General features: G+C 69.0%; 15 protein-coding genes. All 15 read left to right on the top strand.

Annotated features, from left to right (window positions below; all coding sequences use genetic code 11):
- Positions 1 to 157: 157 nt before the first annotated feature.
- The 15 genes from ACI2JO_RS05080 to ACI2JO_RS05010 all read left to right on the top strand — a co-directional run bounded on the left by ACI2JO_RS05080 (position 158) and on the right by ACI2JO_RS05010 (position 16,187).
- Positions 158 to 661, top strand: coding sequence for a division/cell wall cluster transcriptional repressor MraZ (locus tag ACI2JO_RS05080; RefSeq protein WP_404719633.1), 504 nt, complete (start codon positions 158 to 160; stop codon positions 659 to 661).
- Positions 658 to 1,599: a 16S rRNA (cytosine(1402)-N(4))-methyltransferase RsmH gene (gene rsmH / locus ACI2JO_RS05075; RefSeq protein ID WP_404719632.1), complete on the top strand. Its 942-nt coding sequence runs from the start codon at positions 658 to 660 to the stop codon at positions 1,597 to 1,599. Before ACI2JO_RS05080 ends, rsmH begins: the two co-directional genes overlap by 4 nt.
- A 2-nt stretch (positions 1,600 to 1,601) precedes the next feature.
- Positions 1,602 to 2,207 (top strand): hypothetical protein, encoded by a 606-nt coding sequence (locus tag ACI2JO_RS05070; RefSeq protein ID WP_404719631.1) that lies wholly within the window; start codon positions 1,602 to 1,604, stop codon positions 2,205 to 2,207.
- Positions 2,204 to 3,919 (top strand): peptidoglycan D,D-transpeptidase FtsI family protein, encoded by a 1,716-nt coding sequence (locus tag ACI2JO_RS05065; protein WP_404719630.1) that lies wholly within the window; start codon positions 2,204 to 2,206, stop codon positions 3,917 to 3,919. Before ACI2JO_RS05070 ends, ACI2JO_RS05065 begins: the two co-directional genes overlap by 4 nt.
- 10 nt (positions 3,920 to 3,929) lie before the next feature.
- Positions 3,930 to 5,345, top strand: a complete 1,416-nt coding sequence (locus ACI2JO_RS05060) for a UDP-N-acetylmuramoyl-L-alanyl-D-glutamate--2,6-diaminopimelate ligase (protein ID WP_404719629.1) — start codon at positions 3,930 to 3,932, stop codon at positions 5,343 to 5,345.
- 172 nt (positions 5,346 to 5,517) lie between these two features.
- The gene (murF, locus tag ACI2JO_RS05055) at positions 5,518 to 6,888 is read left to right on the top strand and encodes a UDP-N-acetylmuramoyl-tripeptide--D-alanyl-D-alanine ligase (RefSeq protein WP_404719628.1); all 1,371 of its coding nucleotides are present in this window, start codon (positions 5,518 to 5,520) and stop codon (positions 6,886 to 6,888) included.
- 1 nt (position 6,889) lies between these two features.
- The gene (mraY, locus tag ACI2JO_RS05050; protein WP_404719627.1) at positions 6,890 to 7,960 is read left to right on the top strand and encodes a phospho-N-acetylmuramoyl-pentapeptide-transferase; all 1,071 of its coding nucleotides are present in this window, start codon (positions 6,890 to 6,892) and stop codon (positions 7,958 to 7,960) included.
- A complete protein-coding gene (gene murD / locus ACI2JO_RS05045; RefSeq protein ID WP_404719626.1) occupies positions 7,957 to 9,279 on the top strand; it encodes a UDP-N-acetylmuramoyl-L-alanine--D-glutamate ligase in 1,323 nt (440 codons plus the stop codon). Before mraY ends, murD begins: the two co-directional genes overlap by 4 nt.
- Entirely contained in the window at positions 9,276 to 10,505 is a 1,230-nt protein-coding gene (locus ACI2JO_RS05040; RefSeq protein ID WP_404719625.1) for an FtsW/RodA/SpoVE family cell cycle protein, read from the top strand. Before murD ends, ACI2JO_RS05040 begins: the two co-directional genes overlap by 4 nt.
- Entirely contained in the window at positions 10,502 to 11,662 is a 1,161-nt protein-coding gene (gene murG, locus ACI2JO_RS05035; protein ID WP_404719624.1) for an undecaprenyldiphospho-muramoylpentapeptide beta-N-acetylglucosaminyltransferase, read from the top strand. Before ACI2JO_RS05040 ends, murG begins: the two co-directional genes overlap by 4 nt.
- Positions 11,659 to 13,062 (top strand): UDP-N-acetylmuramate--L-alanine ligase, encoded by a 1,404-nt coding sequence (murC, locus tag ACI2JO_RS05030; RefSeq protein ID WP_404719623.1) that lies wholly within the window; start codon positions 11,659 to 11,661, stop codon positions 13,060 to 13,062. Before murG ends, murC begins: the two co-directional genes overlap by 4 nt.
- Complete coding sequence (locus tag ACI2JO_RS05025) at positions 13,059 to 13,259, top strand: hypothetical protein (RefSeq protein ID WP_404719622.1); 201 nt, start codon at positions 13,059 to 13,061, stop codon at positions 13,257 to 13,259. Before murC ends, ACI2JO_RS05025 begins: the two co-directional genes overlap by 4 nt.
- Positions 13,226 to 14,269 (top strand): UDP-N-acetylmuramate dehydrogenase, encoded by a 1,044-nt coding sequence (gene murB, locus ACI2JO_RS05020; RefSeq protein ID WP_404719621.1) that lies wholly within the window; start codon positions 13,226 to 13,228, stop codon positions 14,267 to 14,269. The genes ACI2JO_RS05025 and murB overlap by 34 nt, the downstream gene beginning before the upstream one ends.
- Complete coding sequence (locus ACI2JO_RS05015) at positions 14,266 to 15,201, top strand: D-alanine--D-alanine ligase (protein WP_404719620.1); 936 nt, start codon at positions 14,266 to 14,268, stop codon at positions 15,199 to 15,201. The genes murB and ACI2JO_RS05015 overlap by 4 nt, the downstream gene beginning before the upstream one ends.
- Positions 15,198 to 16,187 carry a cell division protein FtsQ/DivIB gene (locus tag ACI2JO_RS05010; protein WP_404719619.1) on the top strand — a complete coding sequence of 330 codons (990 nt, stop codon included), beginning with the start codon at positions 15,198 to 15,200 and terminating at the stop codon, positions 16,185 to 16,187. Before ACI2JO_RS05015 ends, ACI2JO_RS05010 begins: the two co-directional genes overlap by 4 nt.

Raw genomic sequence — 16,187 nt, 5'->3', positions numbered from 1 at the left:
TTTCCCCGAATGTCCCTTCTCATCCCCGAGCAACCCTGATACGTACTTGTGACGACATTGGGGGCAGAACCACTGTTGTTTGCTGACGGCAACGTCGGCGCATGGCGAGGGCTGTGCGCCGGGCAGGATGGTTGTGCGCCCCGGGTGCGAGGTGGGCGTGGTCGACAGGGTGGATTATCAGGGAAAGGGGCTCGGTCTTGTCGATGACAAGGGCCGGGTCGCGATTCCCAACACCCTGCGCGCGACGCTGGCCAAGAATGCCCCGCGCGAGGACGGCAAGGACGGCGGCACCGTCATCATCGCGCCGCATCCCGAACATCGCTGCCTGATCGCCTATGATCCCGGCTTCGTGCCGTTCTGGAAGGCCAAGCTGGAGGCGCTCGACGCCGCGCAGTTCGCGACGAGCGGGCGCACCGATTACAACATCCTCGACCGCGCCGGCGGCGCCGAGCCGCTGCCGTTCGACGGCTCGGGGCGCTTCATCATGCCGACGTTCGAGCGCCGCTATGCCCGCATCAAGGGTGCGGCGGTGTTTCTCGGCGCCTTCAACTGGATCACGATCTGGGCGCCGAACGTCCTGATCGAGACGCCGGGGATCGACCCGTTCCTCAAGGAGTATGTGGAATTCACCTGCGAGGACAAGGGGATCTCCCTGTCATGAGCAGCCTTGCCGCCCCGCACATCCCCGTCCTGCTCGACGAAGTCGTCGCCGCGCTCGCCCCTGCCCCCGGCGAGTGCCACGTCGACGCGACCTTCGGCGCCGGCGGCTATACCCGCGCGATCCTCGCGACCGGTGCGACGGTGATCGCGTTTGACCGCGATCCGGACGCGATCGCAAACGGCCGTGCGCTGGAGGAAGAGGCTGCGCTGACACTCGTCCCCGCCACCTTCTCGGCGCTCGAGTCGGAACTGGCGGCACGTGATGCGGTGCCGGTCGACGGTGTGACCATGGACATCGGCGTGTCGTCGATGCAGCTCGATCAGGCGCAGCGTGGCTTCTCGTTCCAGTCGGACGGGCCGCTCGATATGCGGATGAGCCAGGCGGGCATGTCGGCGGCCGACTTCCTCAACGAAGCCGAGGAAGAGGCGATCGCCGACGTGCTGTACCGCTATGGCGAGGAGCCCAAGTCGCGGCGGATCGCGCGTGCGGTGGTGGCGGCGCGTCCGCTCACCACGACCGCGCAATTCGCCACCGTCGTCCGCAAGGCGCTCGGCCATCGCCCGCACGATAAGAAGGACCCCGCGACCCGCGCCTTCCAGGCAGTGCGCATCCACATCAACGGCGAGCTGGACGAACTGACGCAGGGGCTTGAGGCCGCCGAGCGCGTGCTGAAGCCCGGCGGGCGGCTGGCGATCGTCACCTTCCACTCGCTGGAGGATCGGATCGTCAAGCGCTTCCTGCGCGATCGCTCGGGTGCGGCGCCCGGCGGGTCGCGGCACATGCCGGTCACCGCGCCGTCGCGCGAGCCGACCTTTGAAATCACCGCCCGTGCGATCCGCGCGGGCGAAGCGGAGCTGGCCGCGAACCCGCGCGCCCGCTCCGCCACACTTCGCACCGCCCGGCGTACCGGGGCGGCCCCTTGGCGTTTGGAGGCGTAACGATGGCGGCGATATATCGGTTGAAGGGGCTCGGGTGGCTGACCGGCTGCGCGATCGTGGCGATCGGCTTCTACCTTGTTTCCTCGCAGGTCGCGGCGGAGCGCAAGCGGCTGGAGCAGGTCGATCATCGCATCCTCAGCGCCGAACGCGACATTCGTGCACTGGAAACCGAGTTCGACGTCCGCGCCAACCTTGCTCAGCTCGAGCGCTGGAACGGCAACACGCTGGCACTGACCGTGCCGACCGCGCAGCAGTTCGTCCGTGACGAGCGCGCGCTAGCGGCGCTGTCACCGGTGCAGGGCCTGCCGGTGCCCGGTCGCGACGTGCAGATCCAGACCGCGCAGTTGATCGTCCCCGCCGCGCCGGTCGCCACCGTCATGCCCGCGGTCGCCAGCGCCAGCGCCGCCGCCGCTCCCGCCGTCGTGAAGGTCGCCGCCGTGCAGGTCGCCGCCGCTGCGCCGGTCACCGTCACCAGGGTCGCCGTTCGCGCCGTCGCCGCCCCCGCCAAGGTTGCGAAGGTCGCGATGCTGGATCGCGGTCTGCTCAGCGACAATACGCTCGGTGATCTGCTGAGCGGCGCGCGCGCCGAACGGAGCCGCCTGCGGTGACCACCCTCGTCGCCCGACCCCTTCGCGCCGGCCGCTCGGGCGACCAGCGCCAGCAATTGCTGGCGACGCAACATCTACGCCTGATGATGCTGATGCTGCTGTTCGCGGCAGCGGTGCTGATCGTGATCGGGCGGCTGGCGATGCTCGGGCTGACCGAGGGCGGCGAGCGCGGCAACGCCCCGGTGCTCGCCGCGCCGCGCGGCGACATCGTCGACCGCAACGGCGCGCCCCTCGCGCGGACGATCGACGCATGGACGATCGGCGTCCACCCGAAGAAGTTGCTCGGCGACCCGTCGCAGATCGCGCAGAAGCTCGCGGACCTGATGCCCGACCGTGGCGATCAGGCGTGGTTCTATGCGCAGATTACCCGCCCGGTCAGCTTCACCTATCTCAACCGCCGTGCCAGCCCCGCGCTGGTCGAGGCGGTCAACGCGATCGGCGAGCCGGGGATCGTCTTCGAACGTGAGACGCAGCGCCTCTATCCGCAATCGACGCTCGGCGCGCACGTGCTGGGCTTCATCAGCGGCGGGCACGGGATGAGCGGGATCGAGCGCGCGCTCGACGAGCGGCTCACCAATCCCGCGACGATCAACCAGCCGGTCACGCTGTCGATCGACACGCGCGTCCAGGCGGCGATGGAGAGCGAACTCGGTCGCGCAATGACGACGTTCTCCGCGCGCGGTGGCGGCGGGATCGTGCTTGACGTCCACACCGGGGAGGTGGTGGCGATGGTGTCGCTGCCGACCTTCAACCCGAACCGCGTCGGCATGTCGGGCAGCGAGCAGCTCCGCAACATCACGACGCAGAGCGTGTTCGAGCTGGGTTCTACGTTCAAGCCGATCACGATGGCGACGGCGATCGACAATGGTGTCGTCACCTCGATGCAGCGACGCTTTGACGCGACGCATCCGTTGCAGGTCGGCCGTTTCACGATCCACGACGAGCGTGGCGATCCGAAGCGGTGGCTCAACATGGCCGAAACGCTGATCTATTCGTCGAACGTCGCCACGGCGCGCGTCGCCGACGAGGTCGGGCCGGAGCGGATGCAGGCGATGTTCAGGAAGCTGGGCTTCGACACGCGCCCCGACATCGAAATCCGCGAGAAGGGCCGCCCGCTGTGGCCGACCTTCTGGGCGCGCACCACGACGATGACCACCGCCTACGGCCATGGCATCGCGGTGACGCCGCTGCACCTCGCCAACGCCTATGCCGCGCTGGTGAACGGCGGGACGTGGCGCCCGGCGACGCTGCTTAAGGTGCAGCCGGGGCATGAGGTTGCGGGGCGGCGCGTCATCAGCGAGGCGACCAGCGCGCGGATGCGCCAGATGCTGCGGCTGATCGTGCTGCGCGGCACCGGGCGCAAGGGCGATGCGCCGGGCTATCGGGTCGGCGGCAAGACCGGCACCGCGGAAGCGGCGGTCGCAGGCGGCTACGACCGATCGCGTAACGTCGCGACCTTTGCGGCGGCTTTTCCGATGGACGCGCCGCGCTATGTGGTGGTGGCGATGCTGGACTCCCCGCTGGGCACGAAGGAGACCTACGGGTGGAAGACCGCCGCGTGGAATGCCGCGCCGGTGGTCGGTCGCACGATCGCGCGCGTCGGTGCGATCCTGGGCGTGACTCCCGACGACAACCGCGACATCGACGTGTCGGACATCGTTCCGACCTTGTGGGAAGATCCGGATCGCGTGCCGAAGAGCGGCGGGCAGTGAGGGCGGTGACATGAAGCTGTCGCAACTGGTCGAAGGCGGCGGGGAGCAGGCGGTCACCGGGTTCGCGATCGACCACCGCAAGGTCGCGCCCGGCACGATCTTCGGTGCGTTCGAGGGCGCGCGGGTGAATGGTGAGGACTTCATCCCCGCCGCGATCGAGGCTGGCGCTGTGGCGGTCGTCGCCCGTCCGCAGGCGCATGTCGAGGGCGCGCTCCACATTCGCGACTACAATCCTCGTGAATGTTTCGCGCGGTTGGCCGCGCGTTTCTTCGCGCCGTTTCCGGAAACGGCGGTTGCGGTCACCGGCACCAATGGCAAGACCTCAACGGTGGAGATGACGCGCCAGCTCTGGCGGATGGCGGGGCATCACGCCGCGTCGATCGGCACGCTGGGCGTCGCGACCGCCGACGAGCGCGTCGTGACCGGGCTGACAACCCCGGACGTCGTCACCTTCCTGTCGAACGTCGCGGGGCTGGCGCGCGAGGGCGTCACGCATCTCGCGTTCGAGGCGTCGAGCCATGGGCTGAGCCAATATCGGACCGAGGGGCTGCCGGTACGCGCCGCAGCCTTCACCAATCTCAGCCGCGATCACCTCGATTATCACGGCGATATGGCGGCCTATTTCACCGCCAAGTTGCGCCTGTTCGCGCAGGTGCTGGCGGACGACGGCACCGCGGTGGTGTGGGTTGACGACGCCAATTCGGAGCGGGTGATCGATATCGCGCGGGAGCGCGGCAACCGTGTCTTCACGGTGGGTGAGCATGGCGATGATCTGCGGCTGGTCGGGCGCGAGCCGACGCTGCTGGGACAGGGACTGACGATCCGCGCCGGAGGCGCCGATCACCGCGTGACGCTGCCGCTGATCGGCGGCTATCAGGCCGCCAATGCGCTGGTGGCGGCGGGGCTGGTGATCGCGACCGGCGGCGATGCCGCGCAGACGATCGCCGGGCTCGCGCGGCTGCAGCCGGTTCGCGGGCGACTGGAGCGGGCCGCGATCACCGCAGGCGGGGTGCCGGCCTATGTCGATTACGCGCACACCCCCGATGCGATCGAGGCAGCGTGTGCCGCGTTGCGGCCGCACGTTGAAGGGCGGCTGATCCTCGTGTTCGGCGCGGGCGGTGACCGCGATACGGGCAAGCGCGTGCCGATGGGGCAGGTCGCCATGGCAAGCGCCGATGTGGTGATCGTCACCGACGACAACCCGCGCAGTGAAGACCCGGCGACGATCCGCCGCGCGATCCTCGAGGGCGCGCCGGGCGCGCGCGAGATCGGTGATCGTCGCGCGGCGATCAGCGCCGCGGTCGCGGAGGCGCGCGCGGGAGATATCGTGCTGATCGCGGGCAAGGGCCACGAACAGGGGCAGATCGTCGGCGACCTCGTCCTGCCGTTCGACGACGTGACCGTGGCGCGCGAGGTGGCGGCATGAGCGTTTCCCAAACTACCGTTTGTGCTGAGCTTGTCGAAGCACGTGCCGCGCGTGACGCGCCCTTCGGCAAGCTCGGCGCGAACGCTGGTGGGTGTGATGCGCGGGGGGCGTATCCGTGGGCCTTTGCCAATCCGCACCTGCGCGGTAATAACGGTTCTGGGATGGCGCGCGCATGACGCTCTGGACCGCCACCGAGATCGCCGCCGCGACGGGCGGGGCCGCCTCCGCCGACTTCACCGCCGACGGGGTCGCCTTCGACTCGCGTGAGGTGGGCGATCGCGACCTGTTCATCGCGCTGACCGGCGAAACCACCGACGGCCATCGTTTTCTCGATCAGGCGTTCGCGCAGGGGGCCGGGGGCGCGATCGTGTCGCAGCCGACCGCCCATGCGGCGGTGCGGGTCGACGACACGTTCGCCGCGCTGGAGAGCCTCGCCCGCGCCGCACGCGCGCGGGTGGCGGGCAAGGTGATCGGGGTCACCGGATCGGTCGGCAAGACCTCTACCAAGGAGGCGCTGTTCGCTGCGCTTGATCGTGCGCCTGCCGTCCGCGCACATCGCTCGGTCAAGAGCTACAACAATCATACCGGCGTCCCGCTCAGCCTGGCGCGGATGCCCGCCGACAGCGATTTCGCGGTGCTGGAAATGGGGATGAACCATCCCGGCGAGCTGGCGCATCTGACCACGTTGGTGCGCCCGCATGTCGCGCTGGTAACGGCGATCGCGCCCGCGCACACCGAGTTCTTTCCCGACGAAAGCGCGATCGCCGATGCCAAGGGCGAGATTTTCCGCGGTCTGGAGCCGGGCGGCACCGCGATCGTGCCGTTCGACAGCCCGCATCGCGATCGCTTGATCGACGCCGCGAAGCCCCATGCCGGACGGATCGTCACCTTCGGGGTCAACCGCGAGGCTGACGTGTGCGCCACCGATGCGATGGTCGTGCGAGGCGGTGGCACATTCGTCAACGCGCGGGTCGGCGGGCGCGACGTCAGCTTCACGATCGCACAGCCCGGTCGGCATTGGGTGTCGAATGCGCTTGCCGTTCTGGCGGTAGTGGACGCGGTCGGGGCCGATCTGGCGCTGGCCGGGCTGGCGCTGGGTGAGCTCGGCGGGCTGCCGGGGCGTGGTGCGCGACTGACCGTGCGGGTCGGCGACGGCGAGGCGACCGTGATCGACGAAAGCTACAACGCCAATCCGGCGTCGATGCGCGCGACGCTGGCGGTGCTGGCGCAGGCGGCGGGGCGGCACGCCGCGGTGCTCGGCGAAATGCGCGAGCTGGGCGAGGGGTCGGCGGATTTCCACGCCGGGCTGGTGGAGGATGTCCTCGCCGCGCGCGTCGAAGCGGCCGTGCTGGTCGGCGAGGCGATGCGCCCGCTGGCCGCGGCGCTTGAGGGGCGGGTCGATTTCGTCCATGTGCCCGATGCCGGCCAGGCGCTTGATCGCGTGCGGGCGCTGATCCGGCCGGGCGACACATTGCTCGTCAAGGGATCGAACGGCGTCGGCCTGTCGCGGCTGGTCAGCGGCCTTGCCAACGGGATGAGTTGAGTTGCTGTACTGGATCGCCGAACAACTCGGTTTCGCGGGCGGGTTCAACCTGATCCGCTATCAGACGTTCCGCGCCGGTGCGGCGATCGCGACCGCGTTGCTGATCGGCCTCATCATCGGGCCGCGCTTCATCGGCTGGCTCCGCGTCCGACAGGGCAAGGGGCAGCCGATCCGCGCCGACGGCCCTCAGACGCACCTCGCCAAGCGCGGCACGCCGACGATGGGGGGGCTGATGATCCTCACCAGCCTGGTGCTGTCGGTGCTGATCTGGATGGACCTGCGCAACCCGTTTGTCTGGGCATGCCTGTTCGTCACGCTCGGCTTCGGCGCGATCGGCTTCCTCGACGATTACGACAAAGTGCGGAAGGCGAGCACCGCGGGCGTGTCCGGGCGCGTACGGCTGTTGCTCGAATTCACCATCGCGGGCGTGGCGGCGTGGATCGTGATGCAGGAAAACGGCTCCGGCCTCTATTTCCCGTTCACCAGCCGCTATTTTATCGACCTCGGCTATTTCTATCCTGTGTTCGCCGCGTTCACGATCGTTGCGTTCGGCAATGCGGTGAACCTGACCGACGGGCTCGACGGCCTCGCGACGATGCCGGTCATTATCGCCAGCGTCGCGTTCCTGCTGATCGTCTATCTGGCCGGCAACGTGAAATTCGCCGACTATCTCGGTATCCCGCACGTGCCGCGCGCGGGCGAGCTGGCGATCTTCTGCGGCGCGGTGATCGGCGGCGGGCTGGCGTTCCTGTGGTATAATGCGCCGCCCGCGGCGGTGTTCATGGGCGACACCGGCAGCCTCGCGCTCGGCGGCGCGCTCGGCACGATCGCGGTGGTCGCGCATCACGAGATCGTGCTGGGGATCATCGGCGGGCTGTTCGTGGTCGAGGCACTCTCGGTCATCATTCAGGTGTTCTGGTACAAGCGCACCGGCAAGCGCATCTTCCGCATGGCGCCGATCCACCACCATTTCGAGCAACTGGGCTGGAGCGAGCCGACGGTGGTGATCCGCTTCTGGATCATCTCGCTGGTGCTGGCGCTCGCCGGGCTGTCGACGTTGAAGCTGCGATGATCGTCGCGCGCGCCTGGGCGGGGAAACATTATGCGGTGCTCGGGCTGGCGCGCTCGGGCGCCGCGACCGTTCGTACGCTCGTCGCGAGCGCGGCGCGAGTGACGGCGTGGGATAGTGAGGCGGAGAAGCGAGAAGCGCTGGCAGACGCGGTGCAGGACGACTCGATCACGACTGACGTGGTAGAACTGCACTTCTTCGACCTCGACATGCTCGACCTCGCCACCGTCGACGCGCTTGTCGTCTCCCCCGGCGTCCCCCTCAACACGCACCCGCTCGCCGCAAAGGCGCGCGCGTCGGGCACGCCAATCATCGGCGATATCGAGCTGTTCGCGCAGGCCCGCGCCGATCTCCCCACGCACAAGGTCGTTGGCATCACCGGCACCAACGGCAAGTCGACCACCACCGCGCTGATCCACCACATCCTTGACACCGCGGGCATTCCCGCACGGATGGGGGGCAACATCGGGCTGCCGATCCTTGCGCAAGAGCCGCTGCCCGAGGGCGGGGTCTATGTGCTCGAACTGTCCAGCTACCAGATCGACCTGACGCAGACGCTAGACTGCGATATCGCGGTGCTGCTCAACGTCACCCCCGACCATCTCGATCGCTATGATGGTTTCGAGGCGTACGCCGCCAGCAAGGCGCGGCTGTTCGCGATGCAGTCGCCCGCGCACCTCGCAATCGTCGATTACGAGGCGGAGGCCGAGCATGACGTGCTCGCCGACGCGCCCGATGGGCTGAACGTCCGCTTCATCGACGGCGTGCCCCTGCCCGGCGATCAGGCGCGCTGGCCGTCGCTTCAAGGGCCGCACAACGAACAGAATGCCAAGGCCGCGGTCGCGGTCGCCGAGGCACTGGACGTCGACCACGAGACGATCGAACGCGCGCTTGAGACGTTCACCGGGCTGCCGCACCGCATGGAGCGGATCGCGACGCTGAACGGCGTGGCGTGGATCAACGACAGCAAGGCGACCAACCCCGAAAGCGCCGCGCCCGCGCTCGCCGCCTTTCCGCGCATCCACTGGATTCTGGGCGGCAAGGTGAAGGGCGACGATCTCGACGCCTGCCTGCCGCATCTCGGCAATGTCGTGCGCGCCTATACGATCGGCGAGGGCGGGCCGCGCTTCGCCGCGGTGCTGCGCGGGCAGGTGCCGGTCGCCGAGGTTGAGACGCTGGAGCGCGCGGTGAAGCTGGCGGCGCAGGAGGCGGAGCGCGGCGACGTCGTGCTGCTGTCGCCCGCCGCCGCCTCGTTCGACCAGTTCCGCGATTTCGAGCAGCGTGGCGCGGCGTTCCGCGCGGCGGTGGAGGCCTTGGCATGAGCGCGACCCGAACCGAGCCCGCACGTTCCGGCGTCTCGCTGCGCAATCGCGGCGGGCGCGGCGATCCGTCGCCGCTGGGAACGTGGTTCTGGGACATCGACCGCGTGCTGCTGCTGCTCGCATTGTTCCTGATTGCGATCGGGCTGATCGCGGTCGCTGCCGGCTCGCCGGTCAGCGCGACACGCTATTCGGGCGAGCATCTCCACTTCGCGCCGCTGCATTATTTCTGGCGGCAGGTGATGTGGGTGGCGGTGTCGCTGCCGGTGCTGTTCGGCGTCTCGATGCTGCCGCTGACGATGGCGCGGCGCATGTCGCTGATCGGTGCGGCGGTGTGCGTCGCGCTGATGGTGCTCGTGCCGTTCATCGGGGTTAGCGTCAACGGCGCGCGGCGCTGGGTCGGGTTCGGGTTCGCGCAGTTCCAGCCGTCCGAATTCCTAAAGCCATTCTTCGTCGTGACGGTCGCGTGGCTGTTGTCGTTCAAGTCGCGCGATGCCGAGCTGCCCGTGACCGCGATCACCGCCGCGCTGACCGGCCTTGTTGCGATCCTGCTGATGTTGCAGCCCGATTTTGGACAGACCGTTATCTTCTGCATCATCTGGCTGGCTTTGGTGATGATCGCGGGCACGCCGACACGCGTGATCGTCGGCTTCTTATCGATGGTGCCGGTCGCGCTGGTCGCGGCCTATCTGTTCTACAGCACCGCGCGGAAGCGGATCGACGCCTTTCTGTTTCCCGGTGTCGAGGGTGAAGGCGCGGCCGATCACTTTCAGACCAACGCCGCGCATAACACGCTGACCTCCGGCGGCTGGTTCGGGACCGGGCCGGGCGCGGGGACGGTCAAATACGGGCTGCCCGAGGCGCATACCGATTACATCTTCTCGGTGATCGGCGAGGAGTTCGGGCTGCTGGCGTGTATGATCGTCGGGCTGGCGTTCCTCGCGATCGTGGTTCGGGTGTTCGTCAAGCTGCTTGACGAGCAGGACCCGTTCCGCCTGCTCGCCGCCTCCGGACTGGCGGTGCAGTTTGGCGCGCAGGCGCTGATCTCGATGGCGGTCAACACCGGGCTGGCGCCGTCGAAGGGGATGACGCTGCCCTTCATCAGCTATGGCGGGTCGTCGATGGTCGCGCTGTCGATGGGAATGGGGCTGTTGCTCGCCTTCACACGACGCAATCCGTTCCTGCTCCGCAGTCCGTATATCGCGCAGCAACGCTGGAGCGCAGAATGACGCAGGTCCGCGACTTCCGTCCCCGCCACTATGTGCTCGCCGCCGGCGGGACCGGCGGGCATATGGTGCCCGCCGCCGCGCTGGCGGCCGAGCTGATGAAGCGCGGGCATCGCGTCGCTTTGGTCAGCGACGCGCGAGGGGTGCGCTTCCCGGGATTGTTCGAGGGCGTGCAGACGCATGTCATTCCCGCCGGGCGGTTCGCGGGCGGGCCGCTCGGCTGGGCGAAGGCGGCGCGGTTGATGGTGGAGGGGCGCAAGTCAGCGCGCGACCTCTATCGTACGTTCAAGCCGGCGGCGGTGATCGGCTTCGGCGGCTATCCCGCCTTTCCAGCGCTGTCGGCAGCGTTCGCCGAGAAGATCCCGACCGCGATCCACGAGCAGAACGCCGTGCTGGGGCGCGTCAACCGGCTGGTGGCGGGGCGCGTCGATGCGATCGCGACCAGCTATGCCGAGACCGAGCGGCTCAATCCGCGCCACCGTGCCAAGGCGCATCTGATTGGCAATCCGGTGCGCGAGAGCGTGCTGGCGTTGCGCGCAAAGCCCTATCCGGTCCCCGACGAGGACGGCATCTTCCGCGTGCTGGTGACCGGCGGCAGCCAGGGCGCGTCGGTGCTCAGCCAGGTGGTGCCCGACGGACTGGCACTGCTCCCGGTCGCGTTCCGCCGCCGGTTGCAGGTGACGCATCAGGCGCGGATCGAGGATATCGATGCGGTGCGCGAGAAATACGCCAGCCTCGACATCGCCGCCGATCTCGCCACCTACCTTCCCGACCTGCCCGAGCAACTCGGCTGGTCGCATCTCGTGATCGCGCGCGCCGGTGCGTCGACGATCGCCGAGCTGACCGCCGCCGGTCGCCCCGCGATCCTCGTGCCGCTACCCTCGGCGACCGACGATCACCAGACCGCCAATGCGCGCGAGATCACCGCCGCGGGCGGCGCGCGCACGATCCAGCAGACCGCCTTCACGCCGACGGAACTCGCCAAGCAGATGCAGAAACTCGGACTCGACCCCGAAGCGCTCGGCAATGCCGCCACCCGCGCTCGTTCGTGCGGCGCGCCCAATGCCGTCACCGACCTCGCCGATCTGGTCGAAAGCCTCGACGCGCCGCGCGCGCGGGTGATGGTCGGCAAGGCGCAGACGCGGAAGGCATTCGCATGAAAGGTGTCGCCACCGACATCGGCACGATCCATTTCGTCGGGATCGGCGGGATCGGCATGTCGGGCATCGCCGAGGTGATGCACAATCTCGGCTACAAGGTGCAGGGATCCGACGTCGCCGAGGGCTATGTGATCGAGGGGCTGCGCGCGCGCGGTATTGACGTGACGATCGGGCATGACGCCGCCAACGTCGAGGGCGTCGCGGTGGTCGTGACCTCGACCGCGGTGAAGCGCGGCAACCCCGAGGTCGAGGCGGCGCTGCGCAACCGGATTCCCGTCGTGCGCCGTGCCGAGATGCTCGCCGAACTGATGCGGCTGAAGTCGACCGTTGCGGTCGCCGGGACGCATGGCAAGACCACGACGACCTCGATGGTCGCGGCGCTGCTCGATGCCGGCGGGGTCGACCCGACCGTCATCAACGGCGGGATCATCAACAGCTACGGCTCGAACGCACGGCTGGGCGCGAGCGACTGGATGGTGGTCGAGGCCGACGAGAGCGACGGCAGCTTCCTGCGGCTCGACGGGACGATTGCGGTCGTCACCAACATCGATCCCGAGCATCTCGACCATTATGGCAGCTTCGACCGCGCCAAGGACGCCTATGTCGAGTTCGTCGAGAACGTGCCCTTCTACGGCGCGGCGCTGCTGTGCCTTGACCACCCGGAGGTGCAGGCGCTGATCCCGCGCGTCCGCGACCGGCGGATCGTCACTTACGGCTTCGCGGCGTCGGCGGACGTGCGCGGGGTCAACGTCACGCCCTATCCGGGCGGCAACCGCTTCGAGGCGCTGATCCGTTCGCGTGACGGCGCGGTGCGTTCGATCGAGGGGATCGACCTGCCGATGCCGGGGCGGCACAACGTCCAGAATGCGCTCGCTGCGATCGGTGTCGCGCTCGAACTCGGCATCGACGATGCGACGATCAGCAAGGGCTTCGAGCGCTTTTCGGGCGTCAAGCGGCGCTTCACCAAGGTCGGTGAGGTAAGTGGCGCAACGATCATCGACGATTACGGCCACCATCCGGTCGAGATCCGAGCGGTGCTCGCCGCCGCGCGCGAAAGTGCGCAGGGGCGGGTGATCGCGGTCGTCCAGCCGCATCGCTACTCGCGGCTTGGCAATCTGATGGAGGACTTCCGCGGCGCGTTCAACGACGCCGATCAGGTCTATGTCACCCCGGTCTATGCCGCGGGCGAGGCGCCGGTGCCCGGCGTCGATGCCGAGGCGCTGGTCGCGGGGTTGCAGGAGCGCGGGCATCGCCAGGCGGCGGTGGTGGCGGATGCCGCCGCGCTCGCCGACGTGCTGGCGGACGAGTTGCGCGCGGGCGATCAGGTGATCTGCCTCGGCGCGGGCGACATCACCAAATGGGCCGCCGGATTGGCCGCTGCGATCGGGGAACGCGCATGACCAACTGGTTCGACGCCGCGCTCCACTGGCAGAAGCAGCTGCTCGACACGCAGCGCCGCGCGCTGGACGCCGGTCGCCACGCCACCGATGCGGGCGCGGCACTGGTCGCGGCGCAGGAGGCGACGCGGCGTGCGGGCGAGGCGAACATGGCGGCGTGGCAGGCATGGGCGCAATTGTGGCGCGCCGGGCCGTGGTGAGCGCGCTTCCCGAGGTTCGCGGGCGGCTAACCCGCCATGCGCCGCTGGCGCCGCTCGTCTGGTTCAAGGCGGGCGGGGCGGCGGAGTGGCTGTTCGAGCCAGCGGATGCGGACGACCTTTGCGCTTTCCTCGCCGCGCTCGATCCGGCGGTGCCGGTCATGCCGCTCGGGCTCGGCTCGAACCTGATCGTGCGCGATGGCGGGGTGCCCGGCGTCGTGGTCCGGCTCGGCAAGCCGTTCGCGACCGCGACCGCGCTCGACGACGTGACGCTGCGCTGCGGTGGCGGGGCGAGCGGCATCCTCGTTTCCTCGACCGCGCGCGATGCCGGGTTGGCGGGACTGGAATTCCTGCGCTCGATTCCCGGCACGGTCGGCGGGTTCGTGCGGATGAACGGTGGCGCGTACGGGCGCGAGACTGCCGATGTGCTGGTCAAGGCGGAGGTGGCGCTGCGCTCGGGCGAGCGGCGGACGCTGGCCGCCGCCGAGCTTGGCTATACCTATCGCCATTCAGATTTGCCGGAGGGCGCGGTGGTGATCGCCGCCACCTTCCGCGGCCGGCCCGGCGAGCCTGAAGCGATCCAGGCGGAGATGGACCGGATCGCCGCCGCGCGCGAGGCGTCGCAGCCGCTGCGCTCGAAGACCGGTGGGTCGACCTTCAAGAACCCTGACGGGCACAAGGCATGGGCGCTGGTCGATGCCGCCGGGTGTCGTGGGCTACGGCGCGGGGATGCGCAGGTCAGCGAGAAGCATACCAATTTTCTGCTCAACCTCGGGACTGCGAGCAGCGCCGATATCGAGGCGCTGGGCGAGGAGGTCCGCACGCGCGTAAAGGCGGCGAGCGGGGTGGAACTGGAATGGGAGATTCAGCGGGTGGGTTTGGCGGACGCATATAGCCCTCTCCCCCTTGGGGAGAGGGTTGGGAGAGGGGCCGAGGTCTCACCGAGCCATACCTCTCTGCGAGGCACCGACCCCTCACCCCAGACCTCTCCCCGAGGGGGAGAGGGAGCATGACGGCGCTTCACATCGCAGTCCTCATGGGCGGTTGGTCGGCCGAGCGAGAGGTGTCGCTCTCCTCCGGCAACGGCGTCGCCGACGCGCTCGAGTCGCTCGGTCACCGCGTCACGCGCATCGACATGGGGCGTGACGTCGCCGCGAAGCTCGCCGACGCGCAACCCGACCTCGTCTTCAACGCCCTCCACGGTACGCCCGGCGAGGATGGTAGCGTGCAGGGGCTGATGGACCTGATGGGGCTGCGCTATACGCATTCAGGGCTCGCCACCTCGGTGATCGCGATCGACAAGGTGCTGACCAAGCAGGTGCTGGTCCCCGCCGGCATCCCGATGCCCGGCGGGCGGATCGTCAAAAGTGCCGACGTGCACGACGCCGATCCGCTGCCGCGTCCCTATGTGCTGAAACCCGTCAACGAAGGCTCGTCGGTCGGGGTGGCGATCGTCACCGACGCCGGCAATTACGGCAACCCGATCGCACGCGACGCGACCGGGCCGTGGCAGGAATTCGACGAGCTGCTCGCCGAACCCTATGTCCGCGGCCGCGAGCTGACCACCGCGGTGCTCGGCGACCGGGCGCTTGGCGTCACCGAGCTGCGCCCGAAGTCGGGCTGGTACGATTACGACGCCAAATATACCGACGGGATGACCGACCATATCTTCCCGGCGGAAATCCCCGACGAGATCACGCAGGCGTGCATGGCGCTGGCGTTGCAGGCACATCGCGTGCTCGGCTGCCGCGGCACCAGCCGTTCCGACTTCCGCTGGGACGACGAGCGCGGCGTCGACGGGCTGTTCCTGCTCGAAGTGAACACCCAGCCGGGTATGACCCCGCTCAGCCTCGTCCCCGAACAGGCGCGGCATACGGGCATGAGCTACCCGGAACTGGTGCAGGCGATCGTCGATGAGGCGATGGCGGAGTCCGGGCGGTCATGAGCCGCACGATCAAGCGCGGCGCCGCGCCACCGGGGCGTCGTCCGCCTCCGAACCGCCGCCGCGTGCCCAAGGCGTCGCTCGGCGACCGGCTGCTCGCCAGGATGCCGATCAGCGAGGACGCACTGCGCAAGGCGGTGACGTGGACGGTGCTGGGCGGGGTCGGCGTCGCGACCTTGTTCGTCGCCAATCTGATGGGCGTGCCGCAGGCGATCGGTGCCGGCGTCGCCGAGGCGGCGGGGCGTGCCGGGCTGCGGGTCGAACAGGTCGACATCACCGGGCTCAAGCGGATGGACCGCGAGACGGTCTATGCGATTGCGCTGGAGGATCAGTCGTCGCGCGCGATGCTGCGCGTCGATCTGGAGCGCGTGCGCGAGCGGTTGCTGGCTTACGGCTGGATTTCCGACGCCTATGTCGCGCGGCGTTTGCCCGACCGGCTGGTGATCCACATCACCGAGCGCGAGCCGGCGGCGATCTGGCAGGACAAGGGGCAGTTGACGTTGATCGACGCGACCGGTCGGCTGCTCGCGCCGGTATCGCCGACGCACATGCCCGACCTGCCGCTGGTGATCGGCCCCGGTGCGAACCAGCAGGAGCCGGGCTATCAGGCGCTGCTCGCCGCGGCGCCCGCGCTGCGCCCGCGCATCCGCGCCGCGACCTGGGTCGGCAATCGCCGCTGGGACCTGACCTTCACCACTGGCGAGACGCTGGCGCTGCCGCAGGACGGCGCGCCGCAGGCGCTGATCAAGTTCGCGCAGATGGACGGCGCGGACCCGTTGCTCGGCAAGGGCTGGCTGCGCTTCGACCTGCGCGACCCCGCCAAGATGTACGCGCGCCGCGCCGGGCAGGACCAGCAGCGGGTCGCGGACGACGGTCGCAACGATCCGCCCGCCGATGCCGCGGCGGCGACGGGCAACAATGTGATCGGCGACAATGACCGAACGATCGAGGCGCGCGCCGGGGAAGCGTTGCGCTCCGGCGAGGCATGA

The organism is Sphingomonas sp. NPDC079357, assembly GCF_044901155.1.
GTDB lineage: Bacteria > Pseudomonadota > Alphaproteobacteria > Sphingomonadales > Sphingomonadaceae > Sphingomonas.
This window is presented reverse-complemented; position numbering and strand designations above follow the sequence as displayed.

Bases quoted from the DNA above. Each gene is read 5' to 3' on its own strand.
- ACI2JO_RS05070 (WP_404719631.1), top strand. From the start codon at position 1,602: ATGGCGGCGATATATCGGTTGAAGGGGCTCGGGTGGCTGACCGGCTGC.
- rsmH (WP_404719632.1), top strand. From the start codon at position 658: ATGAGCAGCCTTGCCGCCCCGCACATCCCCGTCCTGCTCGACGAAGTC.
- ACI2JO_RS05060 (WP_404719629.1), top strand. From the start codon at position 3,930: ATGAAGCTGTCGCAACTGGTCGAAGGCGGCGGGGAGCAGGCGGTCACC.
- murF (WP_404719628.1), top strand. From the start codon at position 5,518: ATGACGCTCTGGACCGCCACCGAGATCGCCGCCGCGACGGGCGGGGCC.
- murB (WP_404719621.1), top strand. From the start codon at position 13,226: ATGGGCGCAATTGTGGCGCGCCGGGCCGTGGTGAGCGCGCTTCCCGAG.
- ACI2JO_RS05025 (WP_404719622.1), top strand. From the start codon at position 13,059: ATGACCAACTGGTTCGACGCCGCGCTCCACTGGCAGAAGCAGCTGCTC.
- murD (WP_404719626.1), top strand. From the start codon at position 7,957: ATGATCGTCGCGCGCGCCTGGGCGGGGAAACATTATGCGGTGCTCGGG.
- ACI2JO_RS05040 (WP_404719625.1), top strand. From the start codon at position 9,276: ATGAGCGCGACCCGAACCGAGCCCGCACGTTCCGGCGTCTCGCTGCGC.
- murG (WP_404719624.1), top strand. From the start codon at position 10,502: ATGACGCAGGTCCGCGACTTCCGTCCCCGCCACTATGTGCTCGCCGCC.
- ACI2JO_RS05010 (WP_404719619.1), top strand. From the start codon at position 15,198: ATGAGCCGCACGATCAAGCGCGGCGCCGCGCCACCGGGGCGTCGTCCG.
- murC (WP_404719623.1), top strand. From the start codon at position 11,659: ATGAAAGGTGTCGCCACCGACATCGGCACGATCCATTTCGTCGGGATC.
- ACI2JO_RS05015 (WP_404719620.1), top strand. From the start codon at position 14,266: ATGACGGCGCTTCACATCGCAGTCCTCATGGGCGGTTGGTCGGCCGAG.